The organism is Curtobacterium sp. L6-1 (assembly GCF_018885305.1).
GTDB classification, from domain to species: Bacteria; Actinomycetota; Actinomycetes; order Actinomycetales; family Microbacteriaceae; genus Curtobacterium; species Curtobacterium aetherium.
In genome coordinates this window covers 2430726-2454925 of record NZ_CP076544.1, presented here as the reverse complement: position 1 = coordinate 2454925, position 24200 = coordinate 2430726, and the positions used below count along the sequence as shown (strand labels likewise).

At 72.0% G+C, this 24200-nt stretch carries 19 protein-coding genes and 1 pseudogene; 12 read left to right on the top strand and 8 right to left on the bottom strand.

What is annotated here, in order from left to right:
* Complete coding sequence (locus KM842_RS11210; RefSeq protein WP_216258404.1) at window positions 1–1041, top strand: YihY/virulence factor BrkB family protein; 1041 nt, start codon at window positions 1–3, stop codon at window positions 1039–1041.
* 74 nt (window positions 1042–1115) lie between these two features.
* Entirely contained in the window at window positions 1116–1835 is a 720-nt protein-coding gene (locus KM842_RS11205) for an SDR family oxidoreductase (RefSeq protein WP_216258402.1), read from the top strand.
* A gap of 2 nt (window positions 1836–1837) precedes the next feature.
* Here the strand turns inward: KM842_RS11205 and KM842_RS11200 are convergent, their stop codons facing one another.
* Window positions 1838–3523, bottom strand: coding sequence for an ATP-binding cassette domain-containing protein (locus KM842_RS11200; RefSeq protein ID WP_216258400.1), 1686 nt, complete (start codon window positions 3521–3523; stop codon window positions 1838–1840).
* Between the two features lie 278 nt (window positions 3524–3801).
* On the opposite strand from KM842_RS11200, the gene KM842_RS11195 reads away from it, so the two are divergent.
* The gene (locus tag KM842_RS11195; RefSeq protein WP_216258398.1) at window positions 3802–4134 is read left to right on the top strand and encodes a DUF3140 domain-containing protein; all 333 of its coding nucleotides are present in this window, start codon (window positions 3802–3804) and stop codon (window positions 4132–4134) included.
* 25 nt (window positions 4135–4159) lie between these two features.
* The gene (locus KM842_RS11190) at window positions 4160–4582 is read left to right on the top strand and encodes a DUF3151 domain-containing protein (protein ID WP_216258396.1); all 423 of its coding nucleotides are present in this window, start codon (window positions 4160–4162) and stop codon (window positions 4580–4582) included.
* 218 nt (window positions 4583–4800) lie between these two features.
* Here the strand turns inward: KM842_RS11190 and KM842_RS11185 are convergent, their stop codons facing one another.
* The 5 genes and pseudogenes from KM842_RS11185 to KM842_RS11165 all read right to left on the bottom strand — a co-directional run bounded on the left by KM842_RS11185 (window position 4801) and on the right by KM842_RS11165 (window position 12751).
* Window positions 4801–7857: a glycoside hydrolase family 2 TIM barrel-domain containing protein gene (locus KM842_RS11185; RefSeq protein WP_216262364.1), complete on the bottom strand. Its 3057-nt coding sequence runs from the start codon at window positions 7855–7857 to the stop codon at window positions 4801–4803.
* 2 nt (window positions 7858–7859) lie between these two features.
* Window positions 7860–8795, bottom strand: coding sequence for a carbohydrate ABC transporter permease (locus KM842_RS11180; protein WP_253206106.1), 936 nt, complete (start codon window positions 8793–8795; stop codon window positions 7860–7862).
* Window positions 8796–8989: 194 nt separating this feature from the next.
* Window positions 8990–9829: pseudogene (locus KM842_RS11175) on the bottom strand (carbohydrate ABC transporter permease); the annotation flags it as partial.
* A gap of 116 nt (window positions 9830–9945) precedes the next feature.
* A complete protein-coding gene (locus KM842_RS11170) occupies window positions 9946–11301 on the bottom strand; it encodes an extracellular solute-binding protein (protein ID WP_216258395.1) in 1356 nt (451 codons plus the stop codon).
* 286 nt (window positions 11302–11587) lie between these two features.
* Window positions 11588–12751, bottom strand: coding sequence for an MFS transporter (locus KM842_RS11165; RefSeq protein WP_216262360.1), 1164 nt, complete (start codon window positions 12749–12751; stop codon window positions 11588–11590).
* 107 nt (window positions 12752–12858) lie between these two features.
* Here KM842_RS11165 and KM842_RS11160 point away from each other — a divergent pair, with 107 nt between their 5' ends.
* On the top strand, window positions 12859–13584 hold the full coding sequence (locus KM842_RS11160; RefSeq protein WP_253206105.1) for a GntR family transcriptional regulator: 726 nt from the start codon (window positions 12859–12861) through the stop codon (window positions 13582–13584).
* Window positions 13585–13669: 85 nt separating this feature from the next.
* On the opposite strand, the gene KM842_RS11155 is transcribed toward KM842_RS11160, so the two are convergent.
* A complete protein-coding gene (locus KM842_RS11155; RefSeq protein ID WP_216258394.1) occupies window positions 13670–13828 on the bottom strand; it encodes a hypothetical protein in 159 nt (52 codons plus the stop codon).
* Between the two features lie 175 nt (window positions 13829–14003).
* On the opposite strand from KM842_RS11155, the gene KM842_RS11150 reads away from it, so the two are divergent.
* The 7 genes from KM842_RS11150 to KM842_RS11120 all read left to right on the top strand — a co-directional run bounded on the left by KM842_RS11150 (window position 14004) and on the right by KM842_RS11120 (window position 22795).
* Entirely contained in the window at window positions 14004–15104 is a 1101-nt protein-coding gene (locus KM842_RS11150) for a LacI family DNA-binding transcriptional regulator (RefSeq protein ID WP_216258393.1), read from the top strand.
* A 125-nt stretch (window positions 15105–15229) separates the two neighbouring features.
* Window positions 15230–17011, top strand: a complete 1782-nt coding sequence (locus KM842_RS11145; RefSeq protein WP_253206104.1) for an ABC transporter substrate-binding protein — start codon at window positions 15230–15232, stop codon at window positions 17009–17011.
* Window positions 17008–17988 (top strand): ABC transporter permease, encoded by a 981-nt coding sequence (locus KM842_RS11140; RefSeq protein WP_216258392.1) that lies wholly within the window; start codon window positions 17008–17010, stop codon window positions 17986–17988. The genes KM842_RS11145 and KM842_RS11140 overlap by 4 nt, the downstream gene beginning before the upstream one ends.
* Window positions 17985–18938, top strand: coding sequence for an ABC transporter permease (locus KM842_RS11135; RefSeq protein ID WP_216258391.1), 954 nt, complete (start codon window positions 17985–17987; stop codon window positions 18936–18938). Before KM842_RS11140 ends, KM842_RS11135 begins: the two co-directional genes overlap by 4 nt.
* The gene (locus KM842_RS11130; protein ID WP_216258390.1) at window positions 18935–20701 is read left to right on the top strand and encodes an ABC transporter ATP-binding protein; all 1767 of its coding nucleotides are present in this window, start codon (window positions 18935–18937) and stop codon (window positions 20699–20701) included. The genes KM842_RS11135 and KM842_RS11130 overlap by 4 nt, the downstream gene beginning before the upstream one ends.
* 16 nt (window positions 20702–20717) lie before the next feature.
* Window positions 20718–21605, top strand: coding sequence for an alpha/beta fold hydrolase (locus tag KM842_RS11125; RefSeq protein ID WP_216258387.1), 888 nt, complete (start codon window positions 20718–20720; stop codon window positions 21603–21605).
* Window positions 21606–21625: 20 nt separating this feature from the next.
* A complete protein-coding gene (locus tag KM842_RS11120; RefSeq protein WP_216262354.1) occupies window positions 21626–22795 on the top strand; it encodes a glycoside hydrolase family 1 protein in 1170 nt (389 codons plus the stop codon).
* A 239-nt stretch (window positions 22796–23034) separates the two neighbouring features.
* Here the strand turns inward: KM842_RS11120 and KM842_RS11115 are convergent, their stop codons facing one another.
* Window positions 23035–24183: an acyltransferase family protein gene (locus tag KM842_RS11115; protein ID WP_216258385.1), complete on the bottom strand. Its 1149-nt coding sequence runs from the start codon at window positions 24181–24183 to the stop codon at window positions 23035–23037.
* Between the last annotated feature and the right edge of the window lie 17 nt (window positions 24184–24200).

The window sequence follows — 24200 nt, the reverse complement described above, 5'->3', positions numbered from 1 at the left end:
ATGGCGAAGGAACCGCAGAAGCCGGCCGCGGACGACCCGCGCAAGCCGGACTCACCGACCGACCTGAAGAAGCCGACGGTCGTCTACACCCTGAAGAAGACCCTCCGCGAGTTCACCGCGGACCAGTGCACCGACCTGGCCGCCAGCCTGACGTACTACTCGGTGCTCGCGCTCTTCCCGGGCCTGCTCGCCGTGGTGTCGATCCTCGGCCTGTTCGGTGACCCGAAGGAGACGATCCAGACCCTCCTGCAGATCGTCAGCAACATCGGGTCGCCCGACGTCGCGAAGCTGCTCGAGGGCCCCGTCGAGGGTCTCGTCCGCTCGCCCGCCGCCCCGGTCACGTTCATCGTCGGTCTCCTCGGCGCGCTCTGGTCGGCATCCGGCTACGTCGGTGCCTTCGGCCGGGCGATGAACCGCATCTACAACGTCCGCGAAGGACGCCCGATCTGGAAGCTCCGCCCGACGATGCTCGGCGTCACGGTCACCACCGTCGTGCTGCTCGTGCTCGGCCTCCTGGTGCTCGTCAGCGGTCCGCTCGCCCGCACCTTCGGGGACCTCGTCGGCCTCGGTGACGCCGCGGCGACGGTCGTGCTCATCGTGCAGTGGCCGATCCTGCTCGTCATCGCGATCGTCATCGTCGCCGTGCTCTACTACTGGTCGCCGAACGTCAAGCAGCCGAAGTTCACCTGGGTCAGCGGAGGGTCGATCCTGGCGCTGCTCATCTGGATCATCGCGAGCGTCGGCTTCGGCTTCTACGTCGGCAACTTCTCGAACTACAACGCCACCTACGGCTCGCTCGGTGGTGTGATCATCTTCCTGCTGTGGATCTGGATCACGAACAACGCGCTGCTGTTCGGTGCCGAGTTCGACGCCGAGATCGAGCGCGGTCGCGAGCTGCAGGCCGGCATGAAGGCGGAGGAGGACATCCAGCTCCCCGAGCGTGACACCCGCCAGATCGAGAAGCAGGACGAGAAGCGCGCCGAGGACGTCCTGCAGGGCATCCGCATCCGTCAGAGCGCGGGCGAGACCAAGGACGACTGACCCCCGCCCCGCACGACGCGCGCGCGCGCGACACCGGCCGGGAGGCTCGGTGACGGTTCCGTAGGCTGGCCTGCGTGACCGACACCGAGCCTCCCGTCCCCGTCTCCGCAGCCGCCAGCGACCGTCCGGTCGCGCTCGTGACCGGCGCGACCCGCGGCATCGGCCGCGCGATCGCGGCCGACCTCGGCCGGACGCACCACGTGTTGGTCGGTGGCCGCGACGCCGACGCGGTCGCCGCCGTCGTTGCGGCGCTGCCGAGCGCGGAGCCGTTCGTCGGCGACCTCGGCGCCGGGGACGTGCCCGCCGTGCCGACGTGGATCGACGTCCTGGTGCACTCCGCCGGCGTCGAGCAGGGCACCCGCGTCGCGGACACCCCGCGCGACACGTGGGAGGCCGTCTTCGCCACGAACGTCTTCGGGGTCGCGGAACTGACCCGGGTCGCGCTGCCCGGGCTCCGCGCCGCCCGAGGCATCGTCGTGACGATCAACAGCGGGTCGGGCTTCACCGCCGGCCCCGGCGGTGGTGTCTACGCGGCGTCGAAGTTCGCGCTCCGGGCCCTCACCGACGCCCTGCGGGAAGAGGAGCGGGCGAACGGCGTGCGGGTGTCGAGCGTGCACCCGGGCCGCACCGACTCGGACATGCAGCGCGCCCTCACCGAGAAGCTCGGCGAGGACTACGACACCGACTACTACCTGGCACCCGAGGACGTCGCCGACGCGGTGCGCACCGTGGTCGACCTGCCCGAGCGCGGCACGGTCGAGGTGCTGTCCATCCGACCGTCCCGGCGGCGCTGACCTCACCCGAGCTCCACCCGCCCGTCCAGGTCGAGGGCGTCGAGGAACGCCTCGTCGTGGCTGACGACGACGAGCGCTCCGCGGAACGCCCGGAGTGCCGACACGAGGCGGTCGACGCTCGCCAGGTCGAGGTCGTTCGTCGGCTCGTCGAGCACCAGCAGGTGCGGCGGCGGGTCGGCGAGCACGAGCCCGGCCAGCGCGACGCGGAACCGCTCCCCGCCGGACAGCGTGCGCACCGCCCGGTCGACCGTGTCGCCGCGGACGAGCAGTCGCGCGAGCCGGTTCCGCAGCTCGGGGACGGGCACGTCCGGGGCGGCCCGCCGCACCGAGTCGAGGACGGTCGCGTCGTCGTCGAGCGTGTCCTTCTGCTGCGGGAGGTGGCCGATCCGATCGGTGTGCGGCACGGCGGTCGTGTCGGGCAGCGGGTGTTCCCGTGCGTCCGGCAGTCCGACCAGGTGCTCGAGCAACGTGGTCTTGCCGACGCCGTTGTCCCCGACGACGGCGATCCGCTCGGGTCCCTGCACGACGGTCGACCGACCCCGGACGGTGATCGTCGCGATCCGACGGGACGCCGCCACCCCGGGGTCGGGCAACGTGACGTGCAGGTCCTCGTCGTCGCGCACCCGACGGGCGGCCTCCCGGGCCGTCGCCAGGGCTGCCGCCTCGGCGGAGGCGTGCCCGGAGCGGAGTCGCCCGGCGGTCGCCTCGGCCTGCTTCCGCCGCTCGTTCGCCAGGATCTTCGGCACCGACGACGCGGAGGCCGCCCCGGCCCTCGCCCGGCGCGCGATCGACGTCTCCGCCTCGATGCGCTGCCGCTGTTCGGTCCGGTGCCGCTGCTCGGCGACGCGGACCTCGCGCGCGACGGCGGCCTGCTGCACGGCGAGGTGCTCCTCGAACGCCGAGAACGTCCCACCGAACACGGTGAGCGTCCCGTCGCGCAGCTCCACCACCTCGTCGACGTGCTCCAGGAGCGCCCGGTCGTGGCTCACCACCACCAGGGTCCCGCGCCAGGCGTCCACCATCGCGAGCAGCGCGGCACGGGCACGGCGGTCCAGGTTGTTCGTCGGCTCGTCGAGGAGCGCGATCGGCCGACCGCGGAGCCGGATGCCGGCGACCGCGACCAGCACGGCCTGGCCGCCGGAGAGCGTGTCGGCGGGCCGGTCGAGGTCGTCGGCGTCGAGCGCGCCACCCGGGCCGAGGTCGAGGGTCGCCAGCGCAGCGCCCGCCCGGTCCTCGACGTCCCAGGCGTCGCCCACCGCGTCGAGGTCGGCCGCCGTGGCGTCGCCGGCCAGGACGGCGCGGAGCGCCCGGACCTGCGGACCGACACCGAGCAGGTCGGCGACCGTCCGTCGGGTGGTGGGTCGTGCCTCCAGGCCGCGTCGTACCGCCGGGCCGGAGCCGGGTGGCGCCCCGGCACCGGGGGCGTCCGCACCGGACGGGAGGCCCGGGCCGGCTCCCACGAGCCGCTGCGGCAGGTGGTCCACGGGTCCCGTCGTCGAGACCGAGCCCGCGGTGGGCGTCAGCTCACCGGTGACGAGCCGGACGAGCGTGGACTTGCCGGCACCGTTCCGACCGACGAGAGCGGTGCGGCCGCGTCCGAACGCGGCGGTGAGGTGGGTCAGCGCGACGGAGCCGTCGGGCCAGGAGAAGGAGACGTCGTGCAGGACGACGGACGGACTGGTGGGCATGCGGGAGCCTCCGGGATGACGTGCGGGCGCACGACTCCGTCAGCCGCGAGGGCGGCGGTCCCACCGATCGGCGGGCGAGGTCACGGGGTCAGCGCAGGGACAGCTGCTGCTGCGGCGCAGTGCCGGTGGTCTCGCGCAATGCCGGGCCGTTTCCGTCGGGGAGGCCCCGTGGCCGTCACCCGTGCTGTCGGCCGGTCGTCCCGCACCGCAGCCCCGTGGTGACGACGGGGTACGGCTCACCGTACGACCGTGCAGTCGTGCGGCGCAAGATGTCCGACATGGCTGAGGACGAGAAGCAGATCCGGGACGACTTCCACGACGCGGTGAACATGACCGCGTCCCAGCTCGAGAAGTGGCTCGACACCGACGAGTCGAAGTCCGTCGGGCAGAAGAAGGGCGGCGCGTCCGAGTCGACGGGGCACGAGTCCGGCCGGCACATCGTGTCGATCCTGCAGAAGAAGCAGGGCGACCTGACGGACGACGACTACGCGCACATGAAGAAGGTCGTCGGCTACGTGGCACGCCACTCGGAGCAGGAGCCGTCCGGGGACGTCACGGACACCCCGTGGCGGTACTCGCTCATGAACTGGGGCAACGACCCGCTGAAGTAGCCGGGTGCTGAAGTAGCGTGGCGGCATGCCGGACAACCTGCTCCCGAACCCCACGCCGAACCCCGAGACGCTGCTGCCCGCCGAACCCGAGGTGGACGGGCTCCTGGCGTCGAACGCCCCGGTCGCCTCCGTGGTGGTGTCGCACCCGGCGTCGAGTCTGGCGTGGGCCCTGCTCGCCGACGAGGCCTGGGACCGCGGCGCGACCGTCGAGTCCTACGCCTACGCGCGGGTCGGGTACCACCGGGGGCTCGACGCCCTGCGGAAGGCCGGGTGGCGCGGTGCCGGGCCGGTGCCGTGGTCGCACGAGCCGAACCGGGGTGTCCTGCGTGCCCTGTTCGCGCTGCGCCGGGCGGCCGAGGCGATCGACGAGCCGGGCGAGCCCGAGCGGCTGACGCAGTTCCTCGACGGCGCCGACCCCGCGGCTGCCGAGGCCCTCACGCGCGGCTGACCGCCGCCGCGCCGCCGCGCCGCCGCCGCGCCGCCGCTGCGCCGCCGCTGCGCCGCCGCCGCCGCTGCGCCGCCGCCGCCGCTGCGCCGTGCCGCGCCGCCGCGCGTCCCCTGTGTGTCGCGCCCGCTGACGAACGTCGCGCCCCGTCGGAACGGGGCGCGACGTTCGTTCCGGGGCGCGAAGCAGCGGATCGGCGCCACCCGCGGCGCGGCGCGCCGCTACCCCAGCACCACGCTCCACGAGAACGCCTGCGGCCACAGCTGGTGCTCCGGCAGCACGTCGAGCCCGCACGCGCGCGACCCGAGTCCGTGCTGCGCCGCGTCGAGGTACAGGTACGCGTGCTGCGGCGTCGGCAGCTCGTACGGGTGCATCGCGCGCCCGAGCTCCTGCGCGGTCCACGGGGACAGCGTGAAGCCCGCCCGGTGTGCGCCGACGGTCGACACCGTGAACGGCCCGACCGCGAGCGAGCGCAGCTCCGGCCGGTGCCCGGTCTCCTGCGGCATCGAGTACTCGACACCGAGCGAGCGCACCGGCGCGCTGAACCGCCCGACCCGGGCCGCGTGCGACGAGTCCGCGTAGGACTCGAGCGGCCCCGTCCCGAACCATGACGCGTCGAGGTCGAGCACCGAGGCCGGCAGGTCGAACCGCACACCGATCCGCGGCCACGTCACGTCCCACGCCCCGAACGGCACGGCGTCGGTCTGCAGCAGCAGCCCGTCGTCCGTGAGCGTCCAACGGTGCGTGACGTCGACGCCCCACCCGCTGTTCGCTGCCGCCACGCGGACGCGCTGCTCGAGGCCGTGGTCGGTCCGCGACACCGACACGAGCCGGTGTGTCAGCCGGTCGAGCCCGCGCTCACGCCAGCGGACCGCGGACGCGGGAGCGTCCGGGTCGCCGACGCCCTTCGTCAGCACCGGGTCGGCCGTCTCGTACCCGCCCTGCGAGGCCAGGCTGTCGTTGTCGGTCGGCGCGCGCCACAGGTCGAGCCGCGGCCCGGCCACCTCGTGCCCCTTCCAGGACACCAGGTCACCGCGGGCGGTGAAGGTCCCCCCGCCGAGACGGTCGCTGTCCCAGCCCTGCCGGGAGGCCCGGGGCACGTCCGCCGCGCGGCTCGCCACGAGCCGCTGCGTGCGTGCGACGACGTGGCCGGTGTCCGCCCACGCGGTCGGCCCCGCCAGCTCCGCCGTCACGTCGAACCACAGCTCGTCACCGGGGGCCAGGGACGCGGCGTCCGCGGCGGCCGCGAGCACCTCGTCGGGCACCGGGACCGTGGCCGACTGCCGGGCCGCGACGACGCCGGGGGCGAAGCGGCCGCTGGACTCCTCGACGCCGTTCCGCGACAGGGTCCACCGGAAGCGCAGTCCGGCGGTCGAAGCGGAGTGGTACCGGTTCTCGACGAGGACGGTGGTGTCCGACACCGAGAACCGGATCGGGGCGACGACGGCCGTGAACTCCGCCAGACCAGGGGTCGGGGTGTCGTCGGGCAGCACGAGACCGTCCATCACGAAGTTGCCGTCGTGTACGACCTCGCCGAAGTCGCCGCCGTACGCGTAGTAGTCCTCACCCGCAGCGGTGCGGGCGAGCAGTCCGTGGTCGCGCCACTCCCAGACGAACCCGCCGTGCAGGCGCGGGTACCGGTCGACCAGGTCCTCGTACTCCTTGATCTGGCCGGGGCCGTTGCCCATGGCGTGCACGTACTCGCAGTGCAGGAACGGCTTCGACCGCTGCCGTGCGGCCTCGGCGGGACCGCACCCCAGCAGCGGGGTCTCGGGGCCGCCGCCGATCGACTCGGTCTCCTGCAGCGTCGGGTACATCCGCGAGTACACGTCCGTGTAGGCGCCGGCGTAGTCGCCCTCGTAGTGCACCGGGCGCTCGTCGTCGCGGTCGTGCACCCACTGCGACATCGCAGCGAGGTTCCGACCGGTGCCGGACTCGTTGCCGAGCGACCACATCACGATCGACGCGTGGTTCTTGTCGCGCTCGACGGTCCGCGCGATCCGGTCGAGGTAGGCGTCGCGCCAGGCCGGGTCGTCCGATGGGTTGCCGACCCAGTCCGTGAACAGGAAGCCGTGCGTCTCGAGGTCGCACTCCAGGACCACCCAGAAGCCGAGCTCGTCGGCCAGGTCGAGCACGCGCGGGTGCGGCGGGTAGTGCGAGGTGCGGATCGCGTTCACGTTGTTCCGCTTCATGAGCAGCATGTCCGCGCGGGCGTGCTCCTCGTCGAAGACCCGGCCCCGCACGGGGTGGGTCTCGTGCCGGTTCACACCGTGGAACACCACGCGCTCGCCGTTGACCAGGAAGCGGTCGCCGACGATCGACACGGTCCGGAAGCCGAGCCGGAGCGCGACGGTCTCACCGCCCGCGCGGCCGCCGGCGTCGGTGCCGGTGGAGACGGTCGCGTCGTACAGCTTCGGGACCTCGGCGCTCCACGGCTCGACGCCCTCGAGCGTGATCGGCGTGACCTCCTCGGCCGAGGCCCACGTGACGTCGACCCCGAGGTCCGGGACCCGGAAGCGCACTGGGAAGGCGGCGTCGAGCGAGGGGACGGTGATGGTCCCCGTGCCCGTCGCCGGCCGTCCGGACGCAGCGGTACCCGCGGTGGCCGCGTGCCCGAACGTCGAGGTCCACCCGGCCCGGACGAACACGTCGTCGATCGGCGCGGCCGGTCGGGCCAGCAGGGTGACGCTGCGGAAGATGCCGGGGAGCCACCACTGGTCCTGGTCCTCGAGGTACGACGCCGCCGACCACTGGTGCACCCGGACGAGCATCTCGTTGGTGCCCGAGCGCAGCAGGTCGGTCACGTCGAACTCGGTCGCCAGGCGGGAGCCGGTCGACCAGCCCACCTCCGAGCCGTTCAGCCACACCCGGAAGTGCGACTCCACCCCGTCGAAGCGCAGCAGCACCCGGGCCGCCGCGTCGAAGGACGCCGGTACCTCGAACGTGCGGCGGTGGTCACCCGTCGGGTTCTCCTCCGGCGGGTGCGGCGGCTCGATCGGGAACGGGTACTGCAGGTTCGTGTAGCTCGGCGCCCCGTGCCCGTGCAGGACCCAGTGCGACGGGACGGGGAGGCTGCCCCACTCGGCCTCCGACCCCGGTACCGGGACGTCCGCGACCGGTGACCACCGGAAGTCCCACTCCCCGTCGAGCGACAGGGCGGGGGCGTCCGTGTGGAGCCAGGCCCTCGGCACGAGCCGGGTGTCCGAGCCCGGTGCGGTCGAGGCGAGCGCGGCGAGCGCCTCGGTGGTCGTCGAGGTGGAGGGGGAGTGAGCAGCGATGGTCAACCCTTGACCGATCCTTCCGTGAGGCCCCCGCGCCAGAAGCGCTGCAGGACGATGATGGCGACCACGAGCGGGATGACCGAGACGAGCACGCCGCCGGTGGTGAGCTGGTAGAACTCTGGCAGACGATCGACCTGTGCCCGCCAGTTGTTCAACCCCAGTGTGATCGGGTACAGCTTCTGGTCTGCCAGCATGATGAGCGGCAGGAAGAAGTTGTTCCAGATGCCGACGACCTGGAACAGGAACACGGTGACGAGCGCGGGGGTCATCTGTCGCAGGGCGATCGTGTGGAAGATCCGCAGCTCGCTGGCCCCGTCGAGGCGGGCCGACTCCATGAGCGCCGTGTCGATCGACGCCGAGGCGTACACCCGGCAGAGGAACAGCCCGAACGGGGAGACGAGGCTCGGGATGAGCACGCTCCAGTACGTGTCGGTCAACCCCATCGTCGAGAACAGCAGGAACAGCGGCAGGGCCGTCGCGGTCCCGGGCACGAGCACGCCGCCCAGGATCGTGCCGAACACGAGCTGCCGCCCGCGGAACTCGTACTTCGCCAGGGCGTAGCCACCCGCGGCCGCGAAGTACGTCGCCAGGACCGCGCCGACGCCCGAGTACAGGACGCTGTTCGCGATCCACCGGACGAAGATGCCGCCGTCGTAGGTGAAGACCGAGTGGATGTTGCTGAACAGGGCGAACTCGCCGCCGAACCAGAACCCGTTCGTCGCGAACAGGGCGCCGGTGGTCTTCGTCGCGGCGATGACGACCCAGTACAGCGGGACGAGGAAGTACAGCGCGACGACGACGAGGATCCCCGTCACGACGATCTGTGACCCCGGTGAGCGGTCGAGCTTCCGCCGCTCGTGGGCGGTGATCGAGGTGGTGTCCACCGGCACCGCGGTCTTCGCGGTCGCCGGCGCTTCGACGGCTTCGCTGGTCATCGGTCTGTCCCCTCGTTCGTCGCGACGCCACCGGCCGGGCGGTGCGGTCCGGCTCCGGTGGTCGTGCTGCGGTGCGTGACGCCGTTCGCCGGACGCGACCCGGTGCCGGTGGTGCCGCGCGTCTCGAGCGCGCGCCGGGCCTCCAGGCCGTCCTGCTTCGCCCGCCTGCGCTGGTCGCGCTCGTCCCGCGGCGGCCGGTTGGTCAGGGCGAGGAACGTGAACGACAGGACGAACGCGGCCAGGGCGATGATGACCGCCTGCGCGCTCGCGACGCCGTACTCGTTGAACGCGAACGCGTTCGTGTAGGCGGCGTAGTTGGGCGTGTACTCGGTGTCGATGGCGGGCGCGACCGTGGACAGGATCTGCGGCTCGGCGAAGAGCTGCAGCGTGCCGATGATCGAGAACACCGTCGTGAGGACCAGGGCCGGCGCGATGAGCGGGATCTGGATCCGCCACGCCACCTGGAACGGGCCGGCGCCGTCCATCTTCGCGGCCTCGTACACCTCGCCCGGGATGGACTTCAGCTGCGCCACGATGATGAGCATGTTGTAGCCGGTGTACGTCCACGTGACGATGTTCGCGATCGACCACAGCACGCTGTTCGCGCCGAGGAAGTCCGGCTGCAGCCCCATCGACTGCAGCAGCGACACGATCGGGGACAGGCCGGGGACGTACAGGAACGACCACAGGATCGTCGCGATGACGCCCGGGACGCCGTAGGGCATGAAGTAGACCGCCCGGAAGAAGCCCGGCCAGCGGGCGCTCGCCGACTCGAGCAACAGCGCCAGGACCGTGCAGGCGATGATCATCACCGGGACCTGCACGATGCCGAACAGGAGCATGCGGCCGATCGAGGCGACGAAGCCCGAGTCGTTCAGCGCCGTGACGTAGTTGTCGAACCCGGCGAAGCGGCCGGTGACGCCGTCCTCGCCGAACAGGCCCTCCCGGTCGACGGTGGTGAAGCTCTGGAAGACCGCGCTGATGATCGGGATGATGAACGTCAGCACGAAGAGCGCGAGGAACGGGGCGAGCAGGACCCACGGCGCACGCTTCTGCGCGCGGGTGGCCTTGGTGCTCGTGCGGAAGGTGCCCGGCTGTCCGGCCGTCTGCTGGCCCACGGCGGTGCGCTGCCGCCCGGCCGTCTGCTGGCTCACGACGCTGCCCGGACGCTGAGGCCCTTGTCGCGAAACGCCTGGACGACCTCGCGCTGGGCGAGTTCGACGGCGTCCGGCAGGGTGAGTCGGCCGGTGACCTTGCGCCGGAACTGGTTCTGCAGGGAGTTCAGCGCGGACTGGGTGAGCGGCGACCAGCTCCAGTCGGTGTTCTGCTCCTGGGCGGCGGGCGCGAAGACGTCCTCGTTGTAGGACTGCCCGCCGAAGAACGCGCTCGGCTGCTGGCGCTGCTCGCCGATGTAGTCCGTCGCGGGGGACCAGCCGATGCCGCAGTACTTGATCATCGCGTCGATGCCCTCGCGGGACGTCGTCATCCAGACGAGGAACTCGAGCGCCTCCGCCGGGTGCTCCGCGTTCGCGAGGACCGCGGCCGTGGACCCGCCGATCTGGCTCGAGCCGAAGCCCTCGCCCCAGGTCTGCATGGGGGAGACGCGCCACTTGCCCTTCGCGCCCTGCACGCTCTCGATGAGGGCGTCCCCCCAGCTCGCACTGGTGACGGCGCCGATCCGACCCGAGGCGGCGGCGGCGTACCAGCCCGGGGTGTACGCCCCGGCGGAGGTGTCCACGAGGTCGTCGTCGATCGCCTGGTCGAAGAACTCGGCGACCATCATCGTCTTCTCGTCGGTCATGTCGATGACCCACTCGTCGCCGTCGACCCGGAACCAGCGGGCACCGGCCTGCTGCGCGTAGGCGGTGAACGGGGAGGCGTCGGCGACCGGGAAGACCTCGAGGTAGTTCCGCTTGCCGGTCGACCGGACCTTCTCGGACAGCGTCCGCCACTCGTCCCACGTTGTCGGGGGTTCGCCGCCGGCAGCGTCGAGCACCGCGGGCTGGTGGTAGAACGCCATCGGGCCGGTGTCCTGCGGGATGCCGAACACCCCGTCGTTGAACTCGACCTGCGACCACGCGGCCTCGTCGTACCGGCTCGCGACGTCCTTCGCGCCGTACCGCGCGAGGTCGACCAGGCCGTTGGCGAGCATGAACTCGGGCACCTGCCGGAACTCGACCTGGCCGATGTCCGGGCCGCCGCCGGCCGCCAGCGCGGAGTACATCTTCTGGTACCCGCCCGCGGTGCCGCCGGGGATCCAGTTCGCGGTCACCTGGATGCGCGGGTTCTTCGCGTTCCAGACGTCGCAGACCTTCTGCAGGTCCTTGAGCCACGCCCAGTAGGTGAGCTGGACGGTCTCGCCGCCGGAGGCGGCGGGGATGAGGGCCGCCCGGTTGACGTTGGTCGAGCCGGGGACGGCGCACCCGGCGAGCAGTCCTGCTGCCGCGGTGCCGAGGCCGAAGCCCAACAGCTGTCGTCTGGACAAGGGTGTTCGTGATGGCGTCATTGCCGTGCACTCCGGTTCGTCGTCGGATCGGGGTTGCGCTTCACCCAACCACAGAACCGAACGGCTGTGGGGATTCGTGGTGGATTCGTGATGCGGGCGGTCCGTGCGCAGGTTGCGCGGCGTGCGCGCCGGCGTGTCCGGTGACGGACGGGAGGCGCGGGGCGGCGCCGCCACGCGCCTCCCGGCCGGCGGGGCCCGTCCCGGCGGGCCGGGCCGCGGCATGCTCGTGCCGGCCCGCCGGCCGGCGGGGTGTCCGTGCCCGTACCGCCGTGCCGCCCCGCGGACGTCAGTCGTGCGAGCGGTCCGCGCGCGGCACGAGGGGCAGTGCGAGCACCGGCAGCGCGGCCACGAGCAGGAACGACCCCGCGAACCCGACCAGCCCGACGAGCGCCCCGATGCCCGGGCCGACGGCGCTCGCCGCGATGAACTGCCCGGTGTTCTGCGCGCCGAGTGCCCGACCGGACCACGTAGGGCCCGCGGCCTCGGCGACCGAGGTGTACGCCAACCCGTTGTCCGCGACGGTGACGCTCGTCGCGATCACCAGGACGACGGCCGCGGCAGGCAGGTGCGTGACGTCGACGAGCGCGAGCACCGCCATCACCACGGCGGCGGACAGCGCGACGATCCGCAGCGGACCGACCCGCGACGCGACCCGGTCGCTCCACACGCCGACGAGGATGCGCCCGACCGCGCCGACGAACTGCGCCGCGCCGACCAGCAGTCCCGCGGCCGGTGTCGACCAGCCCAGGCCGACGAGCCACACCAGCCCGTAGGTGGAGAGCGTGAACTGCGGCACGACGAGCAGCACCGAGACCGCGTGGATGCGCCACAGGAACCCGGTCGACCGGTAGGGGTTCGCGGTGGGCACCGGGTCCGCCGCCTCTCCCGTCCGTGCGGCGGCCCGCGCCGGTCGCGGCGGGTCGACGATGCCGACCGCGCAGAGCACCGCGAGCACCGCGCACAGGACCACCGGCAGCACGAGGGCCGCGCGGACGCCGTCGCCCTCGGCGAGCTGCGGCACCGTGACCGCCGCCAGGGTCACCCCGAGCGGCTGTGACATCTGCCGGATGCCCATCGCGAGTCCGCGCCGCTCCTTCGGGAACCACCCCACGACGACCCGACCGCTGGCGGCGTTCGTCGAGGCGCTCGTCATCCCGGCCAGCAGGAACGCCACCCCGAGGAGCACCGGGTCGTCACCGACGGCCCAGGCCCCGGACACGGCGAGCGTCGTCAGGACGAGCCCGCCCGCGATGACCACGCGTTCGCCGGTCCGGTCGGTGACCGCTCCCCAGGCGATGAGCGTCAGGACCATGCCCGCGGTCGGAGCCGCAGCGAGCAGCCCGGCCTGCGCGAGGGTCGTGCCCTGCGCGTGCAGGTGCGGGATGAGGAGGGCGGGCGCGGTGACGACGAGCGTCCCGGCGGCCTGTGCGGCGACGCCGAGCGCGAGCATCGTCCACGCGCGGGCGGGCGTCCGGGCCACGGGGTCTCCGTCTCGGGTCGGCTGGTGTACCGGAACGGTATACCAACACCCGGGTGGCGGCACTACGCTGGATGCCCGTGACCGAACCGACCGATGCAGCACCCGTGTCGCAGACGGCCCAGCTCTACGACAACCTCCGCGCGGCGATCCTCACGCTCGACATCGCACCGGGCGAGCGGATCTCGGAGCGCGGGCTCGAAGCGCGCTTCCACGCCTCGCGCACCCCGGTCCGCGCGGCGCTGTCCCGGCTCGAGCGCGAGGGGTTGATCCTGCACGAGGGGCGCTCGTGGACGGTCACCCCGATCGACCTCGACGAGATCGCGTCGCTCGCCGAGCTCCGTGGCGTGCTCGAGCCCGCCGCCGCGCGGCTCGCCGTGGCCCGGGCGGAGCCGGAGGCCGTCGCCGCCGTCCGCGCGCACCTCGACGCCCTGCGCCCCACCGCCGACCAGCAGGCCGGCATCCGGATGGGGTCGACGTTCCACCTCGACCTGGCGGCGCTCGGCGGCAACCGGTTCGTCACCGACGCCGTCGCCGACGCCCTCACCCGGCTCGAGCGCACCCGGTGGATCGAGGTGCGCACGCCCGAGGCCCGCGACGCCGCGTGGCAGGAGCACAGCGACATCCTCGACGCCGTGCAGCGCGGTGACGCCGACGAGGCCGCCCGGCTCGTCGCCGCCCACGTCGCGGGCACCAACGACCGGCTCCTGGGCTTCATCGCCCAGGAGCGCCGTCGGCTGCGCGGCGCGGGCATGGCGATCGTCGGGGCGCCGGAGCGCCTCGCGGCCGGCGCGGCCGAGGGCTGACCCACCCGGTCCGCGGGCACGTGCGGTCCGGTCGCGGTCGTGTCCGGCCCGCTGTCGGGCCCGGTCACACGCCTCCCGGCTGCGGTCACTCGATCAGCGGACGCTCCTCGGTCCCGTCGAGCTGCGCGGTGACCCACGACAGGTGCGGGTCCTCGCCGTGGTCGAGGAGGGCCTCGCGCACCTCGGCCTCGTCCGTGGAGAGACGGTGCGCGTCCCTGCGTCCGGCGGGCGTCGACTGTGACATCTCTTCGTCCTTCCTCCGTCCGACCGGGCCTGGTCCCGCTCGGTCGGGCCAGTGTCGTCCTGCCCGTGCTGCTCCGCAAGACCCTCCGCGAACCCGTTGCGGAACACGGCCTGCCTAGGATGGTCCGCGTCGCCGGGCTGGCCGCTCGCGACCACGACCGCGAGGGAGGCTCGGCTTGGGCCCGCAGCGCACCGCACCTCCCACGGTCTACGACGTGGCCTCGGCCGCCGGTGTCTCGATCGCGACCGTCTCGCGCGTCCTCCGCACGCCGGACGCCGTCCGCGAGGGCACGCGCGACCGGGTGCAGGCGGCGATCCGGTCCCTCGGCTACGTGCCGTCCGGCAACGCCCGCGCGCTGGCCGGGCGTCGGACCGGTGTCGTCGGCCTGCTGCTGCCGGGCTTCGACGTGGTGCCCGACGAGCGGCCGGACGTCGTCACCGACGGGGGCGTCCGGGTGGTCGACGACCGGCGGCACGTGACGCAGCCCACCTCGTCGAACCTGTACTTCGACGAGGTGCTCCGCGGCGCCGAGACCGAGGCCTGGCAGCGGGGCCTGGCGCTCATGGTGGCGGCCGGTCGCGGGCCGTCGCGGGACGTCATCGTCAACGACGTCGCCGGCCGGGTGGACGGGCTGGCGGTGCTCGCGCAGACCGTGCCGGACGAGCTCCTCGAGCACGTGGCCCGCCGCATCCCGGTGGTGGTGCTCGCCGACGACCGGCGCTCGCGGGGGTTCGACTCGATCAGCGTCGACAACGCGGCGGGCATGCGGACGCTCGGTGCGCACGTGATCGGCCGCCTCGGGATCCGGTCGATCGCCTACGTCGCCGGGCCGGTGGACTCGCCGGACGACCAGGAGCGCACCGCGGGGTTCCGGCGGGCGCTCGAGGACCACGGACTGTCGCCGCACGACGTCCGCACGGTCCACGGCGACTTCGGCCGGGTCCGGGCCCGGGAGCTCGCGCGCACGCTGCTCGACGACCGGGTGCCCCGGGCGATCGTCTGCTCGAACGACCAGTCCGCGCTGGGGGTCCTCGACGCCGTGCTCGCGCGCGGGCTGCGGGTGCCGGACGACGTCGTCGTGACGGGGTTCGACGGCATCGAGGCCGGCCGGTTCTCGTCCCCGCGCCTGACCACCGTGCACCAGCCGATGGGGGACCTCGGTCGGGCTGCGGTCCGGGCGATCGTCGACCGGTTGGACCACCGCGAGGGCCCGCCGCGCGCCGTCCGGCTGCCGGTCGAGGTGCTCCTGCGCGAGAGCTGCCCGCCGTCGCTCTGACCCGTCGGTCGCGCGCGGAGCGTGCCACCCCGACGAACAACAGCCTTCCGGAACAGCGGTTGCACTGCGCCATGTAAGCGCATACATTGGGCGGGTACCGACTCGACACGGAGGTCGACCGAGCAATGACGCTTCCCCCACAGCGCACGCCTGAGCCCGACGGGCGGACACACGCCGTCGGCCGCCGGCGCCCCCGCACCACGCGTTCCCGCGGTGGCCGCATCGCCGCCGCGATCGCCGGCCTGGCCGTCGTGGCGCTCGTCGCCACCGGCTGCAGCATCCAGGTCCGCTCCCAGCCGGACCCGAGCATCGGCAAGGACACGATGCTCATCAACGCGGACCGTGGCAACCCGCTGTTCGACCGGAACTTCAACCCGTACATCACGAACGCCCGCACGGCGTCGAAGTGGATGTACGAGCCGCTCATCGAGGTCAACCCGCTCGACGGCAAGCGCAACCCGTGGCTCGCGAGCTCGTGGGAGCAGCCCGACGCCCGGACCATCGACATGACGATCCGCCGGGGCGTCGAGTGGTCCGACGGCACGCCGTTCACCGCGGCCGACGTGGTGTTCACCTTCGACCTGCTCAAGAGGTTCCCGGCGATGGACGTCAAGGGCGCCTGGCAGCACATCGACCGGATCGAGCGGGACGGCGACCACGTCGTCTTCCACCTGGAGTCCGAGGACGTCCCGAGCCTCGCGATCATCGGCCAGACGTACATCCTCGGCGAGCACCACTGGGGGAAGGTCGCGGACCCCACCACGTGGCGGGACCCGGACCCGGTCGGCACCGGCCCGTTCGTGCTCGGCAACTACTCCGACCAGCAGTACTCGATGGACAAGAACCCGACGTACTGGCAAGCCGACAAGATCGCGATCAAGCACCTCGTGCTCCCCGCAACGAACACGCAGCTCGACACCGTCACGCGCGGCTACGACTGGGCGTACTCGTTCATCTCCGACGTCGACGGCACCTGGGGTGCGGCATCGGACACCAACCAGTACTGGTTCCCGCCGGGCGGCATCACCGGGCTCATCCCGAACCTGACCAAGGCGCCGTTCAACGACGTCGACGTCCGCCGGGGCATCTCGCTCGCACTCGACCGCGACGCCATCGCCGAGACGGCCACCGAGGGCAACCTGACTGCCGCGACACAGACCGGCCTCATCCTGCCCAACCAGGAGCGCTACCTGAACGACGCGATCCCGGACAAGGGCATGGTGACGCAGGACGTGGACGCCGCGAAGGCCGCGTTCGCGAAGGCCGGGTACGAGGAGCAGGACGGCAAGCTCGTCAAGGACGGCGAGCAGCTCGCCATCACGATCACGACCGCCAACGGCTACTCCGACTGGCTCCGTGCCGTGCAGGAGGTCCGTCGCAACCTCGGCGCCATCGGCATCAAGGTGTCCATCAGCGCTCCGCAGCCCGCCGGCTACCAGCAGGCGATCAACAACGGCCGCTTCGACATGGCGATGGGCGGCATGGGCAACGGCGACGTCTACCAGGCGTTCAACTCCCTGCTCTCGACCGAGTTCTACCAGCCGGTCGGCAAGTCCACCGTGAACAACTACGAGCGCTACCGCGACCCCGCGACCCAGCGACTGCTCGACGAGTACAAGGCCACGACCGACCCGGCCGAGCAGCAGCGGATCCTCGACCAGCTGCAGGTCATCGTCCACGACCAGCTGCCCGTGATCGGCATGTACCACGGCGGCCTCTGGGGCCTGTTCAACACCGGCAAGTTTGTCGGCTGGCCGAGCGCCGAGGACCCGTACATGGCACCGCAGAACTACGACTCGGCGCCGCTGCTCATCTTCACGAAGCTCCGGCTCCGTGACAGCGAGGCGGGCAGGAAGATCCTCGACGAGCAGAAGACGCAGCAGGACACGACGGAGGCCGGCGAGTGAAGTACATCGTCCAGAAACTCGTCCTCTTCGTCCTGACGCTCTGGGCCGCGGTCACGCTGAACTTCGTGCTCCCGCGCCTCATGCCGGGCAGCCCGTCGGACGCGGCACTCGCGAAGCTCAGCCAGAACGGCCCGGTCACCGACGCCACGAAGAAGGCCATCGAGGCGCAGCTCGGCGTCCCGTCCGGCAACCTGTGGGACCAGTACGTCAGCTACCTGCACCAGGTCGTCACCCTCGACTTCGGCACGAGCTACACGTTCTACCCGCAGCCGGTCGGGGACCTGGTCGGTCGCGCCCTGCCCTACACGCTCGTGCTCGTCGGCACGGTGACGATCCTCGCGTTCGTCATCGGCACCCTGATCGGGATCGCGGCGGCGTGGAAGCGCGGCACCTGGCTCGACTCGCTCCCGACGCTCTCGGGCTCGTTCATGTCGACGTTCCCGTACTTCTGGACCGCGCTGCTCCTGCTGTTCTTCCTCGGCTACGTCCTGCACTGGTTCCCGACCACCGGGGCCTCGTCGGCGACGTCGACACCGGGGTTCAACGGCGAGTACATCGGCGACGTCCTGCGGCACGCCGTGCTGCCGGCCGTGACGATCCTGGTGACGAGCCTCGGCGGCTGGATCATCGGCATGCGCAACGCGATGATCAACACCCTCGGCGACGACTACGTCACCTTCGCCGAGGCGAACGGCCTCCGCGGTCGGACCGTCGCGATCCGGTACGCCGCCCGCAACGCGATCCTGCCGAACCTGACCGGCTTCGGGCTGGCGCTCGGCGGTGTGGTCGGTGGCTCGGTCCTCGTCGAGCAGGTGTTCGGCTACCCGGGCATCGGCTACCTGCTGTTCAACGCCGTGATCGGGCAGGACTACCCGCTCATGCAGGCCCTCTTCCTGATGATCACCGTGTCGGTGCTCATCGCCAACTTCATCGTGGACGTCCTGTACGGCGTCCTGGACCCGAGGACGCGCCGATGACGAACCACGCAACCGTCGCAGTACGCACCCAGCAGGACGACCACGACGACCCGCAGCGGGCACCCTCCACGTGGCGGGCGGCCGCGCGCCAGTTCGGCGTCGTCTGGTCGAACACGAAGGCCCGCGTCGGCATCTGCATCCTGGGCTTCTTCGTCCTGGTCGCGATCGCCGCCCCGCTCCTCGCCCCCTACGGCGGCAGCCAGAACGGCTTCGAGCGGAACGCCGACTCGAGCTGGGCACACTGGATGGGCACCACCGCCGCCGGCGAGGACGTCCTGTCCCAACTCATCCACGGCGCCCGCATCTCGGTGCTCGTCGGTGCGGTGGCGGGCATCCTGTCCACCCTCGTCGCCGTCGCGATCGGCCTCAGCTGGGGCTACGTGCGCGGGTGGATCGCCGAGGTCATCGGGTTCATCGTGAACCTGTTCCTCGTCATCCCCGGCCTGCCGCTCATGATCGTCATCGCGGCCTACCTGCAGAACGGCGGCATCGCGGTCATCATCGCCGTGATCGTCGTCACCGGGTGGGCGTGGGGTGCGCGCGTGCTGCGCAGCCAGACACAGTCCCTCCGCGGCCGCGACTTCGTGACGGCGGCGCAGTTCTCCGGCGAGGGCGCCACCCGCATCGTCTTCCGCGAGATCCTGCCGAACATGACGAGCCTCATCGTCGGCAGCTTCTTCGGTGCGGCGACGAGCGCGATCCTGGCGGAGGCCGGCCTGGAGTTCCTCGGCCTCGGCGACTCCTCGATCGTCAGCTGGGGCACGATCCTCTACTGGGCGCAGAACTCGAACGCGCTGCTCACCGGCCAGTGGATCCTCCTGTTCGCCCCGGGTCTGTGCATCGCGCTCCTCGCGATGAGCCTGACCCTCATCAACTTCGGCGTCGACGCCGTGTCCAACCCGCGGCTGCGCGAAGGCGCGCGCCCGAAGCGCAAGGAGGCCACCGCATGAGCGGCTCTGCCCCGTCACCCCGGAACGGACTGGAGGCGCCCACCGGCGCCGCCACGGGCCTCCCGTCCGACGTCCTGCTCGACGTCCGCGACCTGTCGGTCGTCTACGAGTCGTCCGGCCAGCAGGCCGTCCAGGCCGTCGACCACGTCTCGTTCTCCCTGCGGAAGGGCGAGTTCGTCGGCCTGGTGGGGGAGTCCGGATCCGGCAAGTCCACGCTCGGCTACGCGCTCACCCGGCTGCAGAAGCCGCCGGCGCGCACGAACGGCGGCAGCATCGTGTTCGCGGGGCAGGACATCCGCGACCTCGACGACGAAGCGCTCCGGCAGCAGCGCCAGGGCGGCTTCGCGATGGTGCTGCAGTCCGGCATGAACGCGCTCAACCCGGTGCGGACGATCCGCAACCACTTCGTCGACGTGTTCCGGGCGCACGGGCACGTGCCGCGCGAGCGCTGGGACGCGCGGATGCGGGAGCTCGTCGGCAAGGTGAAGTTGCCCGAGTCGATGCTGGCGCGCTACCCCGGCGAGCTGTCCGGCGGCATGCGGCAACGTGTCTCGATCGCCCTCGCGCTGTCCCTCGAACCGCAGCTCATGGTGTTCGACGAGCCGACCACGGCGCTCGACGTCCTCGTGCAGCACGCCGTGATGGACACGATCATCGAGCTGCAGCGCACCGAGGGCTTCACCGCCGTGCTCATCAGCCACGACCTCGGCATCGTGCTCGAGGCCACCGAGCGCGTCCTCGTCATGCACGAGGGGCGGATCGTCGAGGACGGCGGCTCGCGCGAGGTCCTCCGCGCACCGCAGGACCCGTACACGCAGATGCTCCTGTCGCACTACGCGGACCCGCGCGCCGAGGTCGTGTCGCTCCCCGGGTTCCCGGACCGGTCGCAGCGCTCGGTCTCCCGGCAGGAAACGACGTCGTCGTTCGCGACCGTCGGCTCCCGCGAGCGCAGCGCGGCGAAGAACCCGATCGTCGTCGAGCACCTCGTGAAGACGTACCCGGCGCCCCGTCGCGGCGAGCAGTCCGTGCAGGCCGTGCGGGACGTGTCGTTCACACTCGAGCCGGGGCAGTCCCTCGCCCTCGTCGGCCAGTCGGGCTCGGGCAAGTCGACCATCGCGAAGATGCTCACCGGCGTGGAGCAGCCGACCTCCGGCACCGTCCGGTTCGGCGACCTCGACGTCGGACGGCTCCGTGGCCGGGGCCTGCGCGACCTGCGCTCCGAGGTGCAGATGGTGTTCCAGGACCCGTACTCGGCGCTCAACCCGCTGCACACCGTGGAGTACACGCTCACCCGTCCCGTCGTGAACTACACCGGGCTCCGCGGCTCGGACGCTCGCCGCCGGGTACTCGAACTCCTCGAGACCGTGGGCCTGACGCCCGTCGAACAGTTCGCCCAGAAGCTCCCGCACCAGCTCTCCGGCGGGCAGCGGCAGCGCGTGGTCATCGCCCGGGCGCTCGCCAGCGACCCGCAGGTGATCATCGCCGACGAACCGGTCTCGATGCTCGACGTCACGCTGCGGGCCGGCGTGCTCGCGCTGCTCGAGGACCTGCGCGAGCAGTGGGGCGTCTCGCTCCTCTACATCACGCACGACCTGCTGAGTGCCCGGCTCATCACCGACGACATCATGGTGCTGCACGACGGCGCGGTGGTCGAACGCGGCCGCACGGCCGACGTGCTCCAGCACCCGCAGGACGACTACACGGTCGCGCTGCTCGACGCCGTGCCGAACCCCCGACGCGCGCTCGCCGAGGGGCGGCTGTGACCGAGAGGACGACACCGTGACCACCCTCCACGAGTTCCCCGAGGTGCCACCGTTCGGCCACCTCCCCACGCCCGACGGGGTCGACGTGGTCGGCGTCGACCTGCCCGTCGGCCGACTCACCGCCTACCGCGTCGTGCCCTCCGGGCCGTCGAAGGGCACGGTCCTGATCGTCCCCGGGTACACCGGCTCGAAGGAGGACTGGTGCACCTTCATGCCCCTCCTCCGGGACGCAGGCTGGACCGCGGTCGCGATCAGCCGACGCGGGCAGGCCGACTCGGCAGCACCCGGCGACCCGTCGGACCACTCCCTCGACGAGGAGGCCGCCGACGTCGTGCGCGTCGCCGCCCTGCTCGACGACGGCGCACCCGTGCACCTCGTCGGGCACTCGCTCGGCGGGGTCATCGCCCGTGAGGCCGCCATCGCCTCGCCGGGGTCCTTCCGCAGCGTCGTGCAGTTCTGCTCCGGCCCGTACGGCTGGCCCTACCGCAAGGTCACCGAGCTGACGATCCTGCACGACACCGGCGGGAACCTCCGCCAGCTGTTCGACGCGACGAACCCGCTCTGGGCCTACCGACCCGACGAGGAGCTCCCCGACGACGTCCGCATGGTCCGCGACCGCTTCGACGCCACGAGCCCCCTGAGCGTCGTCGCGGGCGGCCACATCCTCGAGGACCACACCGACTCGTCCGCCGAACTCTGCGCGACCGGGCTCCCGGTCCTCGTGGCGCACGGCGAGTGGGACGGTGCCTGGCCGATCCCGTGGCAGCGGCAGATGGCGGAGGACACCGGCGCTCGCTACGAGGTGATCCCCACCAGCTACCACGGTCCCCACGTCGAGAACCCGGCTGCGACGCTCGCGCTGTTCGACGACTTCCTGGTCCGGCACTCGCCGGCCCGCAACTGAGAGGCACCACCATCACCACGCTGCAGTTCCCCGACGGCTTCCTCTGGGGTGCCGCCACCGCCGCCCACCAGATCGAGGGCAACAACGTCAACAGCAACTGGTGGGTGCACGAGCACGAGCCCGACACCACCATCGTCGAACCCTCCGGCGACGCCGCGGACAGCTACCACCGGTACCGCGAGGACATCCGCATCGCCGCCGACCTCGGCCTGAACTCCTACCGGTTCAGCATCGAGTGGGCGCGCATCGAACCCGAGCGCGGGATCGTCAGCCGCGCAGAGGTCGACCACTACCGCCGCATGGTCGAGGCCTGCCACGAGTTCGGCATCGAACCGATCGTCACGCTCATGCACTTCACCGTGCCGCGCTGGTTCGAACGCGACGGCTTCTGGCGGGCCGCCGACGCCGCCGACCTGTTCGCCCGGTACACCGAGGCGACGCTCCCCGTGGTGCAGGACGGCGTCCGCTACGTCTGCACGATCAACGAGCCGAACATCGCCGCGATGCTCGCCGGGGGAGAGGACGCGTCGAACCTCGTCGCGTACGGCCTGCCGAACCCGGACCTCGGCGTCGCCGATGCCCTGCTCGCGTCGCACGAGCGCTCCCGCGAGGTCCTGTCGCAGGTCTCCGGCATCCAGTCGGGCTGGACCATCGCGACGCAGGCGTTCCGTGCGAACGGCGAACCCGGGTCCGAGGAGATGCTGCGCGAGTACGGCTACCCGCGCGACGACTGGTACCTCGAGCAGGCCGCCGGCGACGACTTCCTCGGCGTGCAGGCCTACACCCGCACGTTCATCGGGCCGTCCGGTCCGCTGCCGGTCGCGGACGACGTCGAGACGACCCTGACCGGGTGGGAGTTCTACCCCGAGGCCTCGGCCGACGGACTCCGCAGCGCGTGGGAGCTCTCCGGCCACGTGCCGCTGATGATCACCGAGAACGGCATCGCCACCGCCGATGACTCCCGCCGTGTGGCCTACACGCAGGGTGCCCTCGAGGGGATCCACCGCTGCATCGAGGACGGCATCGAGGTCCTGGGCTACCAGCACTGGTCCCTGCTCGACAACTACGAGTGGGCGTCCGGGTTCCGGCCCACCTTCGGGCTCGTCGCCTGGGACCGTGAGACGTTCGAGCGCACGCCGAAGCCGTCAGCGCACTGGTACGGGCAGGTGGCGCGGGCGAACGCGCTCTGAGTCGCAGTTGCCGCCGGCCGGGAGGCCCGCCCCGCCTCGGACGCCCCGACCACGTCGTCGACGTGGTCGGGGCGTGGTCGGTTCGAGGGTGACCTGGTGACGTGGTGACGTGGTGACGTGGTGACGTGGTGACGTGGTGACGTGGTGACGTGGTGACGTGGTGACGTGGTGCCCTGGTGCCCTGGTGCCCTGGTGCCCTGGTGCCCTGGTGACCGGGCGGGTGGGCGTCCGTCGACCCGTCATGCTGGCCGATCCACGCCGGTCGGGTGCCGTACGGGCAGGGAGCCGCCCTGCCCCGCCTTCGGTCGCATGAGCCGCCGTCGGAGCCGGTCCGTGGGGATCTCGACGAACAGACCACCCAGCGCCCCGACCACGAGTGCGAGGCCGAGTGCGAGGGCCCGCCCCGGGATGCCGTCCACCCGCGGTTCGACGAGCGCCAGGACGACGAGGTGCGAGAGGTAGAGCGAGTACGACGCGCGAGCCCCGTACCAGGCGAGGGGGCGCCAGGCGAGGACCCGTGCCACCACGGTGTCCGACGTGCCGAGGCCAGCGATGAAGACCGCGGCGACCAGTCCGGAGGCGGGGACCATCCCCAGCACGACCAGTGGGTCGGACTTCCACTGCGCGGGCATCAGGACGACCAGGGCGGCCAGGAGCACGAACCCGGTCCGCGCGGCGATCCGTCCCGCTCGCGCAGTCCACCGTTCACTCCCCCGCAGGTGGTCGAGCAACAGCGCGGCGAAGCAGCCGGACGCGAGCGACGACATGCTCAGCGGCGGCGCGTAGTACACGAGGGCGGGACCGGCGTCCGGGCTCGGGGCGAAGAACGGCACGCAGCTGAGCGGACCGACGACGATGACGGCCCCCAGCACCCAGAAGAGGGCACGACGGCGCCGGACGACCGGCAGCGCCAGTGCGGCCAGAACGGGCCAGAACACGTAGAACTGCTCCTCGGCCGACAGGCTCCACAGGGGATCGAGGACGCCCTGGTGGATCCCGAGGTACGCCCGCCCGAGGTTCGTGGTCCACGTCAGGGCGAGGCCGACCGCGAGCCCGAGGTCCGTCGTCGACCCGCCGTACCCGCCCACCCACGGCCAGAGGAGTGCGACGACGGCGGTGAGTGCGAGGACGGGCGGCGCGATCCGCAGCAGTCGGTTCAGGACGAACCGACCGAGACGGACGCGGCCGTGCCGATGCACCTCTGCGAGCAGCAGGCTCGTGATCAGCGTGCCGGAGAGTGCGTAGAAGACCGGCAGTGCCAGGACCGCGCTCTGCAGCCCCGGCGCCCCGAGGTGGTAGGCGCAGATGGCCGTCGCGAGCACGGCTCGGAGTCCGTCGAGCGCCGAGACCCGATCGCTGATGCGGCTGCTGTGCAGCGGAACGTCCATCGTCCGAGCTTTGCGCA